Here is a 14,684-nt window from a genome sequence, read left to right as displayed (position 1 = left end):
AGGCGCTGGCCAGGGTCACCTGAAGGTGGATTAATCGGGAGGAAGACGGCATCATCAAAGGAGTAGGAGGGAGAGGTGTCTGAAGAACCATTTTTTTCTCTCGATTCCGATGGTATTTACCTGCCCCTTTCATGTCCTTACGATGGATTTGCATAAGAATGCCTGGCCCGGTTTACATCTAAGAAAGTTTCTCTACAATTTTAATCGCTCACGCATTATTTGGGTTAAAAAGTCAAGGTCATTTAATTATTTCATTTCACCGAATAATTTAAACGCATATAGGTTTCTTATAACTTTAGTATTAACACAATCTGAGCCCTGAAATATCAGTTTTTTCCCCTCCGTTGCAGCAATATTCTAAGGCCCTATTCAAAGGATTTGATATATGCACCTAAGTACATGAGTTTTTATAATTCACAATCCAAAAGTTGACCCTCTGTTTTGGAGAACCCGAGTTATTAAAGCGCAATCGCTTCTTTAGAGGCAGGGAACTTTCTTATGCGGATTCCTAAGACGATTCCTATTCCGATCATCGCAGTAAGCGTAGACGAGCCGCCGTAGCTGAAGAGGAGAAGCGGCACGCCGGTGACCGGCAGTATCCCGATAACCATGCCTACATTCACCACGGTATGCCAGAAGAACATAGAGGCTATACCAAAGCACACCATCATCGAGAACTTATCCTTTGCCCGGCTGGCCGTGTCCAGTATCCACAGTATGATGGTGAAATACAGGATGAGGGTGAAGAGCGCCCCGGTAAAACCCCACTCCTCCGCTATCACCGAGAAGGCGAAGTCGGTGCGCTGCTCCGGTATGAACCGGAGCTGGGTTTGCGAGCCCTTCATAAACCCCTTTCCCAAAAATTTCCCGGAGCCGACGGCTATCTGCGATTGAATAGCGTTGTACCCCGAGCCCAGCGGGTCGTGATAGGGGTCGAGAAAGGTCTTTATTCTTTGTTTCTGATAATCCTTCAGGAAGAAATGCCATGCCGGATAAGAAAGCCCAAGAATGATTACAAGTAGAAATAACAAAGACCTCACCTTTACCCTCATGAACAGGATCATACTCCCGGAAATTAGGATTATGATGAGCGCCGTGCCCAGGTCAGGCTGGAGCATTATGAGGGCTATGGGCAGCCCTATATATATAAAAGGTTTTACCAGGTCGACAAAACCGTAAGGCCCTCCCTCAAAATCATCATGATAGAATTTTGCCAGGACCAGGATTAGGGAGAGCTTCACGAACTCGGAGGGCTGGATGGTTATATGCGAGCCGAGAGAAATCCAGCTCTTAGACCCGGAAACCTCCTTGCCGGAGGTCAAAACCAAGAGTAAAAGTAGAACAGAAACTATGTATATGTGCTGGCTATAACGCTCGAGCGTCTTATAATCCAAGAAAGATAACGAGACCATCAGCATCATGGCCACGCTTACCCATAATGCCTGTTTTTTGAAAAAACCGAGGTCGGTCTGATAGGTGGCGCTGTATAGGTTGGCCAGACCCACCAAGGAAACGACCACCGTAGTGGATAGCAAAAACCAGTCGTAATTCTTGAGAAGCCGCCTGTCCAGCATCATGTCAAACGTTTCCTTCTGCCTTCAATTTCAGATAAACCTCGAGAATTTGCTTAACTACGGGAGCAGCTACGGCTCCACCCTTACCTCCGTTTTCCACCATCACCGTTATGGCAACCTCCGGGTTTTCGGCAGGGGCATAAGAGGTAAACCAGGCGTGGTCTTTAAACCTTTCGTGATTACCCTTGCCCAGCCCCACCACCTGGGCTGTGCCGGTCTTTCCGGCTACGGTCATTTCGTCTAGTCTAGCATTACGCCCAGTGCCGGATGGGTCATTCACCACCCCGACCAATCCATCTCTGATTAAATCTAATATGGTTTGGTTAACCGAAAGGGTATGGTTTACTTGAGGATGATTCTCGACCAAAGTCTCACCCATCGGGGAAACCACCTTTTTCACCATTTGCGGTTTTAGAAGCTTTCCTCCGTTGGCAACGGCAGAGGTCATCAAAGCAATTTGAAGCGGAGTCGAATTGACGTATCCCTGCCCTATCCCCATAGAAATAGTCTCCCCCTCATACCATTGTTCTTTATAGGTCTTTAGTTTCCATTCCCTGCTCGGTGATATACCCGGCCTCTCTTCGATATCAATCCCGGTGAGTGCGCCAAAACCAAAGTCTTTGATGTAGGTAGCGAAACGGTCGATCCCCAGCTTTGCCACGACGTTATAAAAATAAACGTCGCAGGATTTAACAATTGCCTGACGGAGATTCACCCAGCCGTGGCCGGCCGGCTTCCAACACCTAAAGGTCTTACTCCCCAGCCTGTATCTTCCCGGACAGTAAAATCCGCTATGAGAATCGATGACGCCCTCTTTAAGACCGGCGGCAGCAGTCACAATTTTGAAAACTGAGCCGGGGGCATATAACCCCTGGGTAGCCCGGTTTAAAAGAGGGAACGAAGGATCGGCGATAAGCTCTTTCCATTTCTTGGCGTCAATTCCCCTTATAAAATCACTGGGGTTAAACGTAGGATGGCTGACCAGCGCCAGCACCCCTCCAGTCCTCACGTCCACAACCACCACCGCCCCGGACCGGTCTCCCAATGCTTCCTCGGCCGCCTTTTGAAGGTCCAGGTCTATGGACAAAACTACATCCGCTCCCTGAACACTATCCCGGCTCTTCAGGTCCTGCTCAAAAAAGTCCCATCTCACTTCCCTTCCCAGTGCGTCTGTCACCTTTTGTATGAATCCGTGTTTTCCCTGGAGATAAGCCTCCCAGCTCTTTTCCACTCCGCTTTTTCCCACCATATCATCGCCCCTAATGCCCGGATAAAGCTCCAGGTCGCTTTCGGTGGCTTTACCCAGATACCCCAAAAAAGAGGCGCCTAGCTTTCCGTGAGGATATTTTCTGGTGTGGTTGACTTCTATTATTACACTGGGGAGTGAACCCTTTCGGGCTTCGATCAAAGCAAGCTGGTCCCGGTTTATGTCTTGAGCAATCAGGACAGGTTTAAAGCGGTCCTGCTTCAGTGCAGCTTGGATCTTTGAAGTTATATTCTTGACGTCCAATCCCAGCACGGTGGAGAGTGTGTCGGTGAGAAAACCTAGGTCTCTTATGTCCTTGGGCAGCACGTAAACGTCAAAAGAAGGTCGGTTAGCAATAATCTCCCTACCCTGTCTGTCCAGTATTCGTCCTCTCGGAGCGGGGACCCTGACGACGCGAATGCGGTTATTCAAAGAAAACCTTTCAAACTCATCCCCCCTCAGAACCTGGAGGTACCACAATCTTCCGGCCAGTATCAGGAACGACTGAACCAGTATGATGGTAACTACGATGAAGCTGCGCTTATACTCTTGCATTCGCTTTTCCTATCAGCCAAAAAACGGGAAGGCCGAGCACGGTATTCACCAGCCCCTGCGCCATCACCAGGCCGGGTGTAATCCCAAACCCCACATCCGCCCTCAACTTAAGCACAACCCATACGAAGAACCAGGAGAAAACGGTGCTGAGGAATAGGGCCATCGCCTGGGTGAACTTGCTCTGGGCATATAGATTCTCCGAAAAACCCTTGAGTACGGTAAACACCGCAAACCGGGAGAGGGTATGAATTCCTATGAGATAACCGGACAAAACATCCGTCATGTAGGCGCTTCCCAGGGCAATTATAGCACCCACTTTTACCTCAAAAAAGAGCGCCAGGAAAACAATCAGTATCAGGTTTAAATCCGGGGAAAAAACACCGAGTTCTCGGGGGGAGAGAAGGGTGGTCTGAAGAATTAGAAAGATAATGGAGACAAGAAAAAGAAAAATGACTGAAATGAATCTATTCATTCAAGACCATGCTTTCCGGAGATTTGAGGATGACTACCACTTCTTCAAGCGAGTTCAGGTCCACATCCGGATACACCCGGGCGTTGGTAAAACCTCCCTTTACCTCGATATCCACCACAGTGCCAATAACCACACCTTTAGGGAAAAATCCGTCCTTCCCCGATGAGATTACCTTGTCCCCTATGCTTACATCCGTTTTCTTCTCTATATATTCCATGACACACCCGTCACCGGTGCCTTTGACTATTCCCCTCGCCCTAGTTCGGTGTATGTAAGCGTCCACCGCGCTTATCTCGTCGGTTATCAATATAACCTCGGAGCTTTTGTCTCCTACCAAGAAGACCCTTCCCACTATGCCGTCGTAAGTCGTGACCGGCATGCCCTCGGAAACCCCGTCATCGCTCCCTGCATTAATGATTACTACCTGTGACCTCAGTCCAGACGGGCTTCCGGCAATCACGTTTGCCGTGACGATAGGATGAGTAGCCGATTCTTTGAACTCAAGGAGTTTCTTTAGCCTCTCGTTCTGAAGCTCCGCTTCCCAGAGTCTAAACTTTTCCTGTCTGAGTTTTTTGATTTCGACTTCTAGTCTTTCGTTTTCTTCCTTGAGTCCCACCAGGTTGATATACCCTTGCCATATCCCCACGATCCCTCCCGTGACCGCATAAACCGCCTGCTGAGGATAGTAGGCCAGGGTAAGGACGAACCGGGAAAACGGGTCCTCGAATTTCCTCTCCTCAAAACTCAGGGGAATAACTTGTATGGCAAAGAAAAAGAAGATCAGGCTAACCAGGATCGGATGTCGTCTTAGAAATCCCATGCTCCCTCAGGACATGCTTACTTCTTTGAGAATTTCTAATTCATCGAGCGCCTTGCCCGAGCCCAACACCACACAGGTTAATGGGTCTTCAGCCACGCTGACCGGGAGTCCGGTTTCTTCCTTGATTAACATATCCAGTCCGGAGAGAAGTGCGCCGCCGCCAGTAAGCACTATTCCGTTATCCACTATGTCCGCAGCCAACTCCGGCGGTGTACGCTCCAGTGTCTGCTTTATGGATTCTACGATCATGCTTATGGGCTCGCTCAATGCCTCCCTCACTTCTTCAGAGGTTATATCAATAGTCTTAGGCACACCCGCTCTTAGGTCTCTCCCCTTTACCTTCATCACCCCCACGTCTCCGTTTGCCACTACCCTTCCCAGGTTTATTTTTATCTCCTCTGCGGTTCTCTCACCGACCAGCATGTTATATGTCCTCTTCACATACTGGAGTATGGACTCATCCATCTTATCGCCGCCTATTCTCACCGACTTGCTTACCACGATCCCGGCCAGGGATATAACCGCCACGCCGGTTGTTCCTCCCCCTATATCCACAACCATGTTGCCGATTGGTTCAGTAACCGGCATCCCCGCCCCCAGCGCCGCTGCCATTGTTTCTTCTATCAGGTAAACCTCCCTGGCCCCCGCCGCCTCCGCCGATTCCTTCACCGCCCTCTTCTCCACCTCGGTGATCCCGATCGGAACCGACACTATAATCCTCGGTCTTACGAAGCTCTTTCTGTTGTTATGAGTGCGCCTTATAAAGTATTCGAGCATCTTCTGAGCCACGTCAAAATCGGCGATGACACCCTCTTTTAGCGGGCGTATAGCCTTGATCGAGCCGGGGGTACGCCCGACCATGTCCTTTGCTTCCTTCCCTACGGCCAGAATTCTCTTGGCTCCCTTATTGTCCTCCTGCACCGCCACCACCGATGGCTCGTTCGCTACGATCCCCTTCCCTTTTACATACACTAAGGTGTTCGCAGTTCCTAAATCCACCGCCAGGTCATTCGAAAACCATCCTAGGATTGTGTCCAAAATCATTCAACTACCCCTCCCAACCTAACTCTTCGAGTCCAGGTTATACGCTTCTGTAGATTAATTATAGGCCTTTCTGTGCATATTGAGCACAACTTTGCCCAACCACCACAATCTCACTCCTCCGTCGTGCAAGCCAAGTTATTGTGAGTTCGCTATTTTTACCGCCAGTTGGAGTTTTCAGCCGCTATTACAGATTATGCGGGATACTATAAATCAGGGGGAAATAAAATCAAGGGAAATGAATCTACCAGCAAGCCACGGAGGCAATACCTGCAAAAAAACATCACACGTTATTGCGAAGACCACCCGACCTCGACCGGGATAAACGCGGGGACAAATCAATCCGACAAAAGGTGTCGTTCCGGTATAAATCGAAGGATTTATGGCAGTGACATTACACTTTAATGTTTTCCATGCACTCCCACCATTACCCACGGTCTATTCTGTGACCCAAGTCCCCGTTCTGACAAACGATTATCCCCTCTCCGCTACGCGGGAGGCATCTCGGGGTCTTGACGAAAGTCAATGGTTCGACGGAGTTTATGCTGAGATTGCCGAAGCGCTCACCATGAAGGCAGAGCTAAAACTTACACCAACACTGTAGCCTTCACCCTGAGTCCTTCGGCTTAGTTTATCCCTTCGTCCGGCTCAGGGCAGGCTTTGAGCGTAGCCGAAAGGCTCAGGATAGACTACGACGAAGGGTGAGCAGGGTTAAAAAGCTATTTCAGCAAAGAGTTAGTACAGCGCTTGCATAGCGACCATAGAGTCGAACCAATTTAAAAAGACCTGTTTATCTATCCAAGGGCCTTCTCTCACTAGAGTGAGCTGTCGGTTTCTGATTGTTTTTGACAGCAGTGAAATAGAAAATAAACTAAGTTGTTCAAGCGGGGTGGGTCTTGGGACTACCAGGAGCTCATCAGTTTAGGATTATGCCGCTACCCTCAGCCCAAAAGGCAAGCTCTTTGTTTGAATCCCTTTCGTAGAAGTGAATCTCCGGTTTTATGTTATTCAATTCCACATCGGCTCCGACAAAATCCTTTAAAGCAACCTTATATATTTGGACAACTTGTAGGAGAACGTCGGCTTTCTGATTCAAGGATAAAGTCTTCCAACCCTCTCTTTCCACAAAAAGATTTACCTTATCGTCCCGGACACTCACCTTATGTAAAAGAGGTTTGATATCGCTGTTAAGTAGTCTTTTATCCAGCTCTTCCTCGATTTTACCGATTGTGGCCGGGCTAAGCTCAGATAAGCGGATATATTCCTGAGTTGTGATATTTTTCTCTTCCGCTGTCCCACCCTGGATGAGAGGAATAGCGGAGATTAAGGAGAGGAAAATTATCAGAGGCAGCATACCGATTATAGACGAAAGATTTATGCATTTTTCTTCCTTAATTGCCGACAAATCCGATATTTTGAATGACTTTATGCAGGTAGCCATTTTATATTTCTCACTCTCATAATTACCCTATGCTTGCGTTATTCATTACTACTTTGTCATTGCGTAGCGGTCCCCTAAATTCCTCCCTTACTTCGATGTTGCTCAGGACAGGCTTGATCACTACCGGGTCCTAGCGAAGCAATCCATTTAGATTCCTCACGTTCGTTCGGAATGACACCTTATGTCGGATTGTTTCGTCGCGAAGTCTATTCCTACGCTTCGCTGGACAGGCTCTGAGTTAAATCGAAGGACTCCTCGCAATGACAGTTGCGACGTTACAATCGTAAAACCATATCCTGCAGATTGTAGCAGGCTAGACAATTTTAAAAGATTAGATGCCGGAATTAATAAAAAGGATTTAACTTGATACGCACCGTCTTTGCCTATTTTTGAATGCTGTAGGAACGCACCATGGGGCGTTCCTAACAATGGAGAATAAATCCGACATCGTTGCACAGAAAACATAAACTTAATACCCTACTCCTTTTGTATTGAGCTTAACTCGATAAACGGCAGTATTAGCAGTGATGTAGAGCACCGAGCCGTCGTTGCCCCAGTTCACGTTCGAGGTAGGGAAGTCAAACTCGAAGCTTCCCAGGTGAGTACCGTCGGGTGAAATAACGTAGATTCCTCCCGGTCCCGCCCCGAAAATATTCCCTTCTTTATCCGCCTTCGCGATTCCAGACCGGTCCCTCAACCCAGGTAAAGCCGTCGGCGATTTCTTCTATCACTGCATCTTGCGGAACAATCTTATCGAAGCGCGGGTCTAACCGGACAATCTTGATATTGGCATCAGGGCTATTTTGCTGAGCAAAAGAGACTGGACTGAATATAAACAAAGTGATTATAGCCACTGCGATTGATAATAAACCCGCAACCCCTATCATCTTCATTTCTTTCTCCTTTTAATTTATCTATGTGACCTTTAAAATATTTGACCACTAATGCTGTCATTCCCGCATACTTTAAGCGGTAATCCAGTTTTTCAAAAAATGGATCCCCGATTAATCTTGTCCGCACATGCCTTCAGCGGGGGGGCATTCGGGTATGACACATAAACTAATCGCGAACTCCTAAATTCAAAAAATATATTTCTCATCATCTATCGTTAGTTTCCTTTACTCTCCTATCCCGCCCAATGCTTCTCCCAAAGACCAAACCGCCGCGCCGAGCAACAACAAATCCTTAATCAAGAATCCTCCGGAGCCGGATAGAGCGGGAAAGCCTCCTAAGCTCGGTTCCCAGCCAGGTAGTGTGAACAAGAAGGTCAGGGTAGTGAGAAACATTCCGACTGCAAGCAGGCTGCCGAGCGCACACAACTTTGCTGAAAGCGAACGTAGCGCAATCATCACGGCAATGGTGATCTCCGTGATCCCGAGCAAATTTGAAACCCCCTGGATACTCAGAAATTTATACATCCAACTCATTAGCGAGCTGGTCTCCACAAGCGGCTGGATAGCCGCAGCTTCGTATGCGGTAAACTTCATTGCCCCGATCCAGGCAACTATGAGAACTAATCCATACCTGAGAAGAAATCTTCCGAGAGCTTGTATCTTTTCGCTACCGTTTGATATGTTTAATGTTTCTGTAATCATTAGCTATACCTCCCTTATAATTCCTTCCCTCTTGCGGGGGAGGATTAAGGGGGTGTGATAAAATCGTATTAATCACCCTCTCCCCATTCGACTCGCTCAGGACAGGCTTAATCCCCTCCCGTCAAGGGAGGGGAAACTACCTAATGAAGATCCTGCACTCGTTTGCTTCTCTCACCATCTTTTCCTTAATTTTAGAGACGCGATTAATCGCATGTCTACCGAATATTCACTTTTCATGGGCGCACCCCGGGGATGTTTAGCTTCATCCGGTACAAAGTGCCCCTTGCACATAAGTAAAGCGTCTTTCCATCTTCATCCCCCCAGGCCATGTTATGTATATGCTTGGGGGCTATTATTGTTCCCAGGTGTTTTCCTTCCGGAGAAATCACCCAAAGCCCTCCCGGGCCGGACACATAGAGATTTCCCTCCAGGTCCACCTTGATTCCGTCAAGGGCATCCTCCCCCGGCGCGCTGGTCATGTCAAAGAAAACCTTGCCGTTTGATAACGTCCCGTCGGCATTGGCCTCATACCTCATGACGACTTTCTTATTTTCATCCCAGTTGCCCACATACAGGTATTTCTGGTCTGGAGAAAATGCTATCCCGTTTGGGCCGGTCAGGTCTTTGCTTATGAGTTGAAGTTTTCCTTTGTGAATAGAATAGACGCCGCTAAAAGGCAATTCTTTCCTGGGGTCATCGAAAAACTTGGGCAGCCCGAAGGGCGGGTCGGTGAAGTAAAGGGTTCCGTCGGAGCGATACACCAGGTCATTCGGGCTGTTGAGCCGTTTACCCTGGTAGCTATCGGCAAGAACCGTTTCTGTGCCATCTTTTTCAATGCGCGTGACCCGGTGATTACCGTGCTCATTAATAGTGAGCCTCCCTTCCCTATCCAGCGTTAACCCATTCGACCCGGGCTGGCCGTACTCGGCTATATCAGCGCCGGAGTATCCGCTCGGCTCCCGAAACACGGAGAGTTGACCATCCGACGTGTACTTGTAAATGATGTTGCTGTTTGGATCGCTGAAGAGAAGATATGCGCCATTATTAACCCAGATCGGGCCCTCGGTGAACTTGAATCCCTCGGCTAACTTGAATATCTTGGGGTTCTGGCCGACAATCGCATCCATCTTCGGGTCTAGCCTTATTACCTCGACATTAACCTCTTGCGGCGTGACCGCGATAGGCACCTTACTGCCCTTGTAAAACTCCAGCTTTGCATAGCGCATCCATATAAAGTTGGTTGGGGGATTGGAGATCGGGCCGTTGATTCCAAAAACAGCCAGTTGAATCTGCTGGCCGGGTTTAACACTGCGCCCAACCACCAGGCGATTGGCTGCATTCCAGCCGGCGATGACGGACCCGCCATTTTGTCCGAGCACCCGCGGCAACTCGCCGTCAACCCAAATTTCCGCATAGTCATCGAGCGCCGTCTCGAATACAACGGTCGACCCGGTCGGGTCAAAGTTTCCGATATTATCCGGGATGGTCAATTTTATGCGGTACCAGTTGAAGCAAATCCTGCCGGTTGAACGGCGCTTGTTAAGACTAGTGGGGGCTATTACTTCCCATCTCGAATCGTCAAAATCCGCTCCGCCTGCCTTGGGTGTGTAATCATAAGTCTTTATTGATTCACCTGTTGGCTGGCCGTCTGCCCCGGGTGTTTTGAAATCAACCTCGATGATTTTAGTATCGCTGTAGCGCCACTGGCCTTTGACCATCGCCACACCCCCAGGAGTGGCCAGGTCAATGACTGCATCGGGTGCACCGGTTGGAATCTCGGCATTAGATTGAGCGCGGCTTACTGTTAAACCACTCGATAAAAACAATAGCGTTGTTAAAAAAAAGAAAATTAAAAGCGATTTCATCTGCCGCCTCCTTGAATTGCCGTCTCCGTGACCGCCGCCGCTCCGGCTTTAGCTATATCCTCGTCCTCCTGTGGTGTATTCCCACTAACACCAATGGCTCCAACGACCTTTCCGTTAACGATTATAGGAAGCCCGCCCTGAAGGGGCGTTGCACCGGGTAGGGCAATTGCGGCCACTCGCCCGTCACAAACCTGGTCCTCAAATACCTTGCTCGGCCTCCGGAATATTGCGGCGGTACGCGCCTTGCCAATGGCAACTTCTACGCTGGCCACCTGGGTGTCGTCGAGACGCTCCAGCAGAATAAGGTTTCCGCCATCGTCCACTACGGCAATCACTACCGTAGCACCCCTCTTTATGGCCTCTGCTTCCGCCGCATCGACTATCTTTTTTGCCGCTTCCAATGTGAGCACCGGTTTGACTGGCAGCTCGGCCCGGGCGGTGGCTATGTTAAATGTTAAAAGAAAAATAAATGCCAAACCTGTAATAAATTTCATATTAATTACCCTCTACTAAGGTTTTTAAATTTTCCTCCCACCTAGCGGGGGAGGATTGAAGGTGGGGGGTTAATTTATTATCCCCCCATCCTGATTTTTATTTCCATTTGATGCGTCCTGACACATCAAATACCGCTCCCCTCACGGGGGAGGATAATCAAAAAATATTAGGTTTATTTACTCAAAATACCAGTAACCTAAAACCCCCTAACCCACCTTCACCACGTAATAGAGCACCGGGCCTTGAACATTTTTAAACCAGTGCGGCGTACCGGCAGGGACGATAATCACGTCTCCCTTGGTAATCTTCTGCGCCTGGCCTCCGCTAATCTCCTTCCCTCTGATCTCGTCCTGGGCCGTCGCCTTTCCGTCGACCACTGTACCGCCTGTGACTAAAGTTGCAGACCCTTCCAGCACGTAGATAATGTCGGTGTCTTTTACATGCACCTCGGCCATCCCCGGCTCAGTACGCCGGCTGGCATGAACCTTGTAATTACTAATCTCAGTCAGTGGCATTCCCTTGGCAAATGCGGTTGAAACCTTATTCTTGTCAAAATAGGTGATAGACTGAGACCCATTCTTGGTGCTGGCCGATGTAGACATAATCGCGTTGGCTCCGGCTATCGCCAGCTCCTCGTCTTGCTTTGCACTGGCCGCACCGCTCACACCCACTGCTCCTATGACCTCTCCATCGAATATAATCGGCACACCGCCCTGCAGTGGGGTGAAATCGACAAGCGCAACCATCGAAGTGCGGCCATTCTTTATGATCTCCTCGAAAACCGAAGTCGTCCGCTTGAATATTGCTGCCGTCCTAGCCTTACCGATCGAGATGTTTGCGCCGGCAGCAAAAGTACCGTCAAGGCGTTCGAGCGCCATCAGGTTGCCTCCATCATCAACCACGGCAATAACCCCTCCGGGAGCATTAAGTCTCTTGGCTTCCGCTTCCGCCGCGGCTATGACCTTCCTCGCTCCATCAAGCGAAAGAGACTTCTTTTCCATCACCTGTGCCTGGCTGGTAGCAGCCATAACCAGGATAAAAGCTGTAACGATAAAACCCTTGACTTGAATCATGATATTTTCCTCCCAATCTCTTTTTTTTCCGTCTTAATTCCGAACTTTCACGGCCCCGGGGTAACCGCAGTGTATGCAGCGCTTGTCGTTCTGATGATGCAGCTTAGCGCATTGGATGCTCCCAGCCCCTTTTATCCGTAGATAAACCTCTGCCGCCAACAACATCCCAATCACCGGAGCGGTGAAATAGATCCATATATGAGTCCACACCTGAGACGGCAGGGCCGACGCAAATGTGCGGGCCGGGTTCATGCTCATGCCGGAAAGCGGCGCTTCAATCGCGATGTATGTCGCCACCAGGACACCGGCGAATAAACCGGTAAACCTGGCGATATTTCTCGTGTTCGACACCCGAAGGACCACAGACATGAGTACAAAGGAAATGACCACCTCAGCCAGGAATGCCACCAGCGGGCCATTCATACCCGGAACCGTAGCGGCATGATTAACCGAGTGGTGTGAAATCGCATTGCCAATAATCAGAGCCGCAATCAAAACCCCGATCAATCCGCCGGCGAATTGGGCAATTACATAAAAAAATGCATCCCAGGACTTGACCTTTCCAAGGCGAAGAAATGTCAAAGTAACCGATGGGTTGAAATGAGCACCTGATTGCTTACCAATAGGAGAGTAAATAATGCCAATCGCAGTGAGGCCCATGGCAATGCCTATAAGCATTCGGCGGAGAAAGGGGTCGGGAATGAGCTGATTGATGGGCGAAACCGGGTGCTCTAATACCGTGGTAACTATACATGCCGAAATCATAAACAACCCAAGTTCCGCGCCTTCCATCAGATACTCGGGCCAGTGCTTGCGTAGAGAATCAACCATGCTTAAAGCTACCTGCTTTTGCTCCTGCACTATTGCGTTTGCTTCCATCAACATCCAACCTGTTCGATTTCGTCCCTAATATACGCTCGATTTCTTTTTCTGGTTTTATGGTTTGAGCTTACAGACATTGTCAACACAAGTTGTACCCAGAGACAGAACTTCACTGCTGTCATTCTGAATACCATAACCAAGTCAATAATTCCCACCTTCGTTCTGAGTGGTAAGCCTGTCGATAATCCCGTTCGTCCTGAGTCCAGTCGAAGGACGAACTTCTTAGGTTCTAAATTCATACTTCGACCAGGCTCAGTATGAGCGGATTTACATCCGCTGGTAAAGAGAAATAAAAATGCCCATATCCTGAGCCCTTCGTCTTTGACAAGCTACGGCGAAGAATCTAGATCCTTCGCTGCCGCCCAGGATGACATAAAAAGTGAATAAACTCTTCGGGGAGTTTGTGCTTCGCAGGGCAGGCTCTTGGTTATCGAAGAGCTCATGGTTCGACGGAGTTTATACTGAGGAAAGAGAAGGGCTCACCATGAAGGAACAGGAAGGAAAAAGATAAAGTGAGAAGATAAGAGGAAAGAACATGCTAGCCATTCTTTCCTCTTTTAGAAATTGCCCTAGAAAAAATTACTGTACATATAAAACCCAGCCGCCCGGATTTTCCTTAGCGATGCCGGTTACCGACACACTGGTATGATTGGGATTCGCCAATATCGGCATCAAACCCTCTTGTAAACCCTGGAGGGTATAGACCTTGCCATCCTTACCTACCAAAAGATGCGAATGTGGTGGAACATTATTACAAGGCCCGGTTGCGATTACCGGGTTAACCGTCCCCTTCTGGTAATCCGGGATCAGACAAATTACATTACCCTCCACTGTTACTTTGGTGCCTTCCTCTTTTCCCGCAAAGCTGGATGAAACAGCGAAAGCAAAAACAAAAAACAACACTGAAAAAGCAACTAACGTCGCCTTTTTCATCTTGCTTACCTCCCTTTTGTGATTTGAAACACATTTTATCATATATATACGTTAGAAAAAAGCTTTTGGTTTTCTTACAATGGGCCACCGCGGTAGAAACCATAATATCCCCTACGCCGAGAATTAATCCTCAGGACTATCGCTACCCCTTGCCCTTGATCCTCTCTTTTATGGTTTTCTCTACCCTTTTGTTCATTTTCTTCGAGGACATATCCCGGTATACGGATTTAAAAATCTGCACCGTCTTCTTATAGGTCTTTAAGAAAGCCACACAATCCGGACACTCCCCCAAATGCTCTTCAAACGCCGAGTTTATACCCGGGTCGAGTTCCCCGTCTAAATAGTCCGTAATCAAGTCCGTTGCCCTCTTGCAGGTTATGTCACGCTTCTTAGGCCTAGGCCTCCGCTTAATTATCCTTCTACTCAAAGTATCCAACCTTATCCCAAGCAGTCTAATAACCTAATGATATAGCTAGATTACCACGCAATAATAATCGTCCTCGATGTAGCTTTTTCCTTACCTCTTTAGGACTGAGCTTCAGGATGTCGCCTACAACTCGATTAGACATGCCCTCAACATCACCCAGCACTAAAACCACCCGGTCTATTAAGGGAAGATAATCAAAGGCATTGCTAAACTCTCTTTCGAGCTGACTTCCATCCGCTTCCTGGGACCAATCCACTATCGCCCT

General features: G+C 48.6%; 18 protein-coding genes. 2 read left to right on the top strand and 16 right to left on the bottom strand.

The genetic code is table 11. The features are described from left to right. Positions 1-458: 458 nt before the first annotated feature. Genes rodA through VNN20_01865 form a run of 5 tightly spaced genes read right to left on the bottom strand, consistent with a single transcriptional unit; the run spans position 459 to position 5,711 of the window. The gene (rodA, locus tag VNN20_01885; protein ID HWP90934.1) at positions 459-1,577 is read right to left on the bottom strand and encodes a rod shape-determining protein RodA; all 1,119 of its coding nucleotides are present in this window, start codon (positions 1,575-1,577) and stop codon (positions 459-461) included. A gap of 1 nt (position 1,578) precedes the next feature. Continuing rightward, positions 1,579-3,375: a penicillin-binding protein 2 gene (mrdA, locus tag VNN20_01880; GenBank protein HWP90933.1), complete on the bottom strand. Its 1,797-nt coding sequence runs from the start codon at positions 3,373-3,375 to the stop codon at positions 1,579-1,581. After that, complete coding sequence (gene mreD, locus VNN20_01875) at positions 3,362-3,847, bottom strand: rod shape-determining protein MreD (protein ID HWP90932.1); 486 nt, start codon at positions 3,845-3,847, stop codon at positions 3,362-3,364. Before mreD ends, mrdA begins: the two co-directional genes overlap by 14 nt. Beyond that, on the bottom strand, positions 3,840-4,667 hold the full coding sequence (gene mreC / locus VNN20_01870) for a rod shape-determining protein MreC (GenBank protein ID HWP90931.1): 828 nt from the start codon (positions 4,665-4,667) through the stop codon (positions 3,840-3,842). Before mreC ends, mreD begins: the two co-directional genes overlap by 8 nt. A gap of 6 nt (positions 4,668-4,673) precedes the next feature. Beyond that, positions 4,674-5,711 carry a rod shape-determining protein gene (locus tag VNN20_01865; GenBank protein HWP90930.1) on the bottom strand — a complete coding sequence of 346 codons (1,038 nt, stop codon included), beginning with the start codon at positions 5,709-5,711 and terminating at the stop codon, positions 4,674-4,676. Positions 5,712-6,090: 379 nt separating this feature from the next. On the opposite strand from VNN20_01865, the gene VNN20_01860 reads away from it, so the two are divergent. Beyond that, complete coding sequence (locus VNN20_01860) at positions 6,091-6,312, top strand: hypothetical protein (protein ID HWP90929.1); 222 nt, start codon at positions 6,091-6,093, stop codon at positions 6,310-6,312. Between the two features lie 312 nt (positions 6,313-6,624). On the opposite strand, the gene VNN20_01855 is transcribed toward VNN20_01860, so the two are convergent. The 8 genes from VNN20_01855 to VNN20_01820 all read right to left on the bottom strand — a co-directional run bounded on the left by VNN20_01855 (position 6,625) and on the right by VNN20_01820 (position 13,056). After that, positions 6,625-7,149, bottom strand: a complete 525-nt coding sequence (locus tag VNN20_01855) for a hypothetical protein (GenBank protein ID HWP90928.1) — start codon at positions 7,147-7,149, stop codon at positions 6,625-6,627. A 469-nt stretch (positions 7,150-7,618) separates the two neighbouring features. After that, positions 7,619-7,846, bottom strand: a complete 228-nt coding sequence (locus tag VNN20_01850) for a hypothetical protein (GenBank protein ID HWP90927.1) — start codon at positions 7,844-7,846, stop codon at positions 7,619-7,621. Further along, the gene (locus VNN20_01845; GenBank protein ID HWP90926.1) at positions 7,812-8,042 is read right to left on the bottom strand and encodes a hypothetical protein; all 231 of its coding nucleotides are present in this window, start codon (positions 8,040-8,042) and stop codon (positions 7,812-7,814) included. The genes VNN20_01850 and VNN20_01845 overlap by 35 nt, the downstream gene beginning before the upstream one ends. A gap of 225 nt (positions 8,043-8,267) precedes the next feature. Continuing rightward, positions 8,268-8,744 carry a DUF417 family protein gene (locus VNN20_01840; GenBank protein HWP90925.1) on the bottom strand — a complete coding sequence of 159 codons (477 nt, stop codon included), beginning with the start codon at positions 8,742-8,744 and terminating at the stop codon, positions 8,268-8,270. Positions 8,745-8,977: 233 nt separating this feature from the next. Beyond that, entirely contained in the window at positions 8,978-10,609 is a 1,632-nt protein-coding gene (locus VNN20_01835; protein HWP90924.1) for an SMP-30/gluconolactonase/LRE family protein, read from the bottom strand. After that, entirely contained in the window at positions 10,606-11,103 is a 498-nt protein-coding gene (locus VNN20_01830; protein ID HWP90923.1) for a heme-binding protein, read from the bottom strand. Before VNN20_01830 ends, VNN20_01835 begins: the two co-directional genes overlap by 4 nt. A gap of 207 nt (positions 11,104-11,310) precedes the next feature. After that, positions 11,311-12,177 (bottom strand): heme-binding protein, encoded by an 867-nt coding sequence (locus VNN20_01825; protein ID HWP90922.1) that lies wholly within the window; start codon positions 12,175-12,177, stop codon positions 11,311-11,313. 33 nt (positions 12,178-12,210) lie between these two features. Beyond that, on the bottom strand, positions 12,211-13,056 hold the full coding sequence (locus tag VNN20_01820; GenBank protein HWP90921.1) for an aquaporin: 846 nt from the start codon (positions 13,054-13,056) through the stop codon (positions 12,211-12,213). Positions 13,057-13,438: 382 nt separating this feature from the next. Between VNN20_01820 and VNN20_01815 the strand changes: the two genes are divergently transcribed. After that, positions 13,439-13,570, top strand: coding sequence for a hypothetical protein (locus VNN20_01815; protein HWP90920.1), 132 nt, complete (start codon positions 13,439-13,441; stop codon positions 13,568-13,570). A gap of 68 nt (positions 13,571-13,638) precedes the next feature. Here VNN20_01815 and VNN20_01810 read toward each other — a convergent pair whose 3' ends face one another. The 3 genes from VNN20_01810 to VNN20_01800 form a co-directional block, all read right to left on the bottom strand. After that, complete coding sequence (locus VNN20_01810; protein ID HWP90919.1) at positions 13,639-13,992, bottom strand: hypothetical protein; 354 nt, start codon at positions 13,990-13,992, stop codon at positions 13,639-13,641. A gap of 142 nt (positions 13,993-14,134) precedes the next feature. After that, positions 14,135-14,419, bottom strand: a complete 285-nt coding sequence (locus VNN20_01805; GenBank protein ID HWP90918.1) for a zf-HC2 domain-containing protein — start codon at positions 14,417-14,419, stop codon at positions 14,135-14,137. A gap of 25 nt (positions 14,420-14,444) precedes the next feature. After that, positions 14,445-14,684, bottom strand: a 240-nt coding sequence (locus tag VNN20_01800; GenBank protein HWP90917.1) for a sigma factor-like helix-turn-helix DNA-binding protein, incomplete at its 5' end; no start/stop codon positions are given.

The sequence above is a fragment of the Thermodesulfobacteriota bacterium genome, assembly GCA_035559815.1.
Lineage (GTDB): Bacteria > Desulfobacterota_D > UBA1144 > Nemesobacterales > CSP1-2 > DATMAT01.
This window is presented reverse-complemented; position numbering and strand designations above follow the sequence as displayed.

Bases quoted from the DNA above. Each gene is read 5' to 3' on its own strand.
- rodA (HWP90934.1), bottom strand. From the start codon at position 1,577: ATGATGCTGGACAGGCGGCTTCTCAAGAATTACGACTGGTTTTTGCTA.
- VNN20_01820 (HWP90921.1), bottom strand. From the start codon at position 13,056: ATGGAAGCAAACGCAATAGTGCAGGAGCAAAAGCAGGTAGCTTTAAGC.
- VNN20_01825 (HWP90922.1), bottom strand. From the start codon at position 12,177: ATGATTCAAGTCAAGGGTTTTATCGTTACAGCTTTTATCCTGGTTATG.
- mreD (HWP90932.1), bottom strand. From the start codon at position 3,847: ATGAATAGATTCATTTCAGTCATTTTTCTTTTTCTTGTCTCCATTATC.
- VNN20_01835 (HWP90924.1), bottom strand. From the start codon at position 10,609: ATGAAATCGCTTTTAATTTTCTTTTTTTTAACAACGCTATTGTTTTTA.
- mrdA (HWP90933.1), bottom strand. From the start codon at position 3,375: ATGCAAGAGTATAAGCGCAGCTTCATCGTAGTTACCATCATACTGGTT.
- VNN20_01840 (HWP90925.1), bottom strand. From the start codon at position 8,744: ATGATTACAGAAACATTAAACATATCAAACGGTAGCGAAAAGATACAA.
- VNN20_01845 (HWP90926.1), bottom strand. From the start codon at position 8,042: ATGAAGATGATAGGGGTTGCGGGTTTATTATCAATCGCAGTGGCTATA.
- VNN20_01810 (HWP90919.1), bottom strand. From the start codon at position 13,992: ATGAAAAAGGCGACGTTAGTTGCTTTTTCAGTGTTGTTTTTTGTTTTT.
- VNN20_01860 (HWP90929.1), top strand. From the start codon at position 6,091: ATGGCAGTGACATTACACTTTAATGTTTTCCATGCACTCCCACCATTA.
- VNN20_01865 (HWP90930.1), bottom strand. From the start codon at position 5,711: ATGATTTTGGACACAATCCTAGGATGGTTTTCGAATGACCTGGCGGTG.
- mreC (HWP90931.1), bottom strand. From the start codon at position 4,667: ATGGGATTTCTAAGACGACATCCGATCCTGGTTAGCCTGATCTTCTTT.
- VNN20_01830 (HWP90923.1), bottom strand. From the start codon at position 11,103: ATGAAATTTATTACAGGTTTGGCATTTATTTTTCTTTTAACATTTAAC.
- VNN20_01855 (HWP90928.1), bottom strand. From the start codon at position 7,149: ATGGCTACCTGCATAAAGTCATTCAAAATATCGGATTTGTCGGCAATT.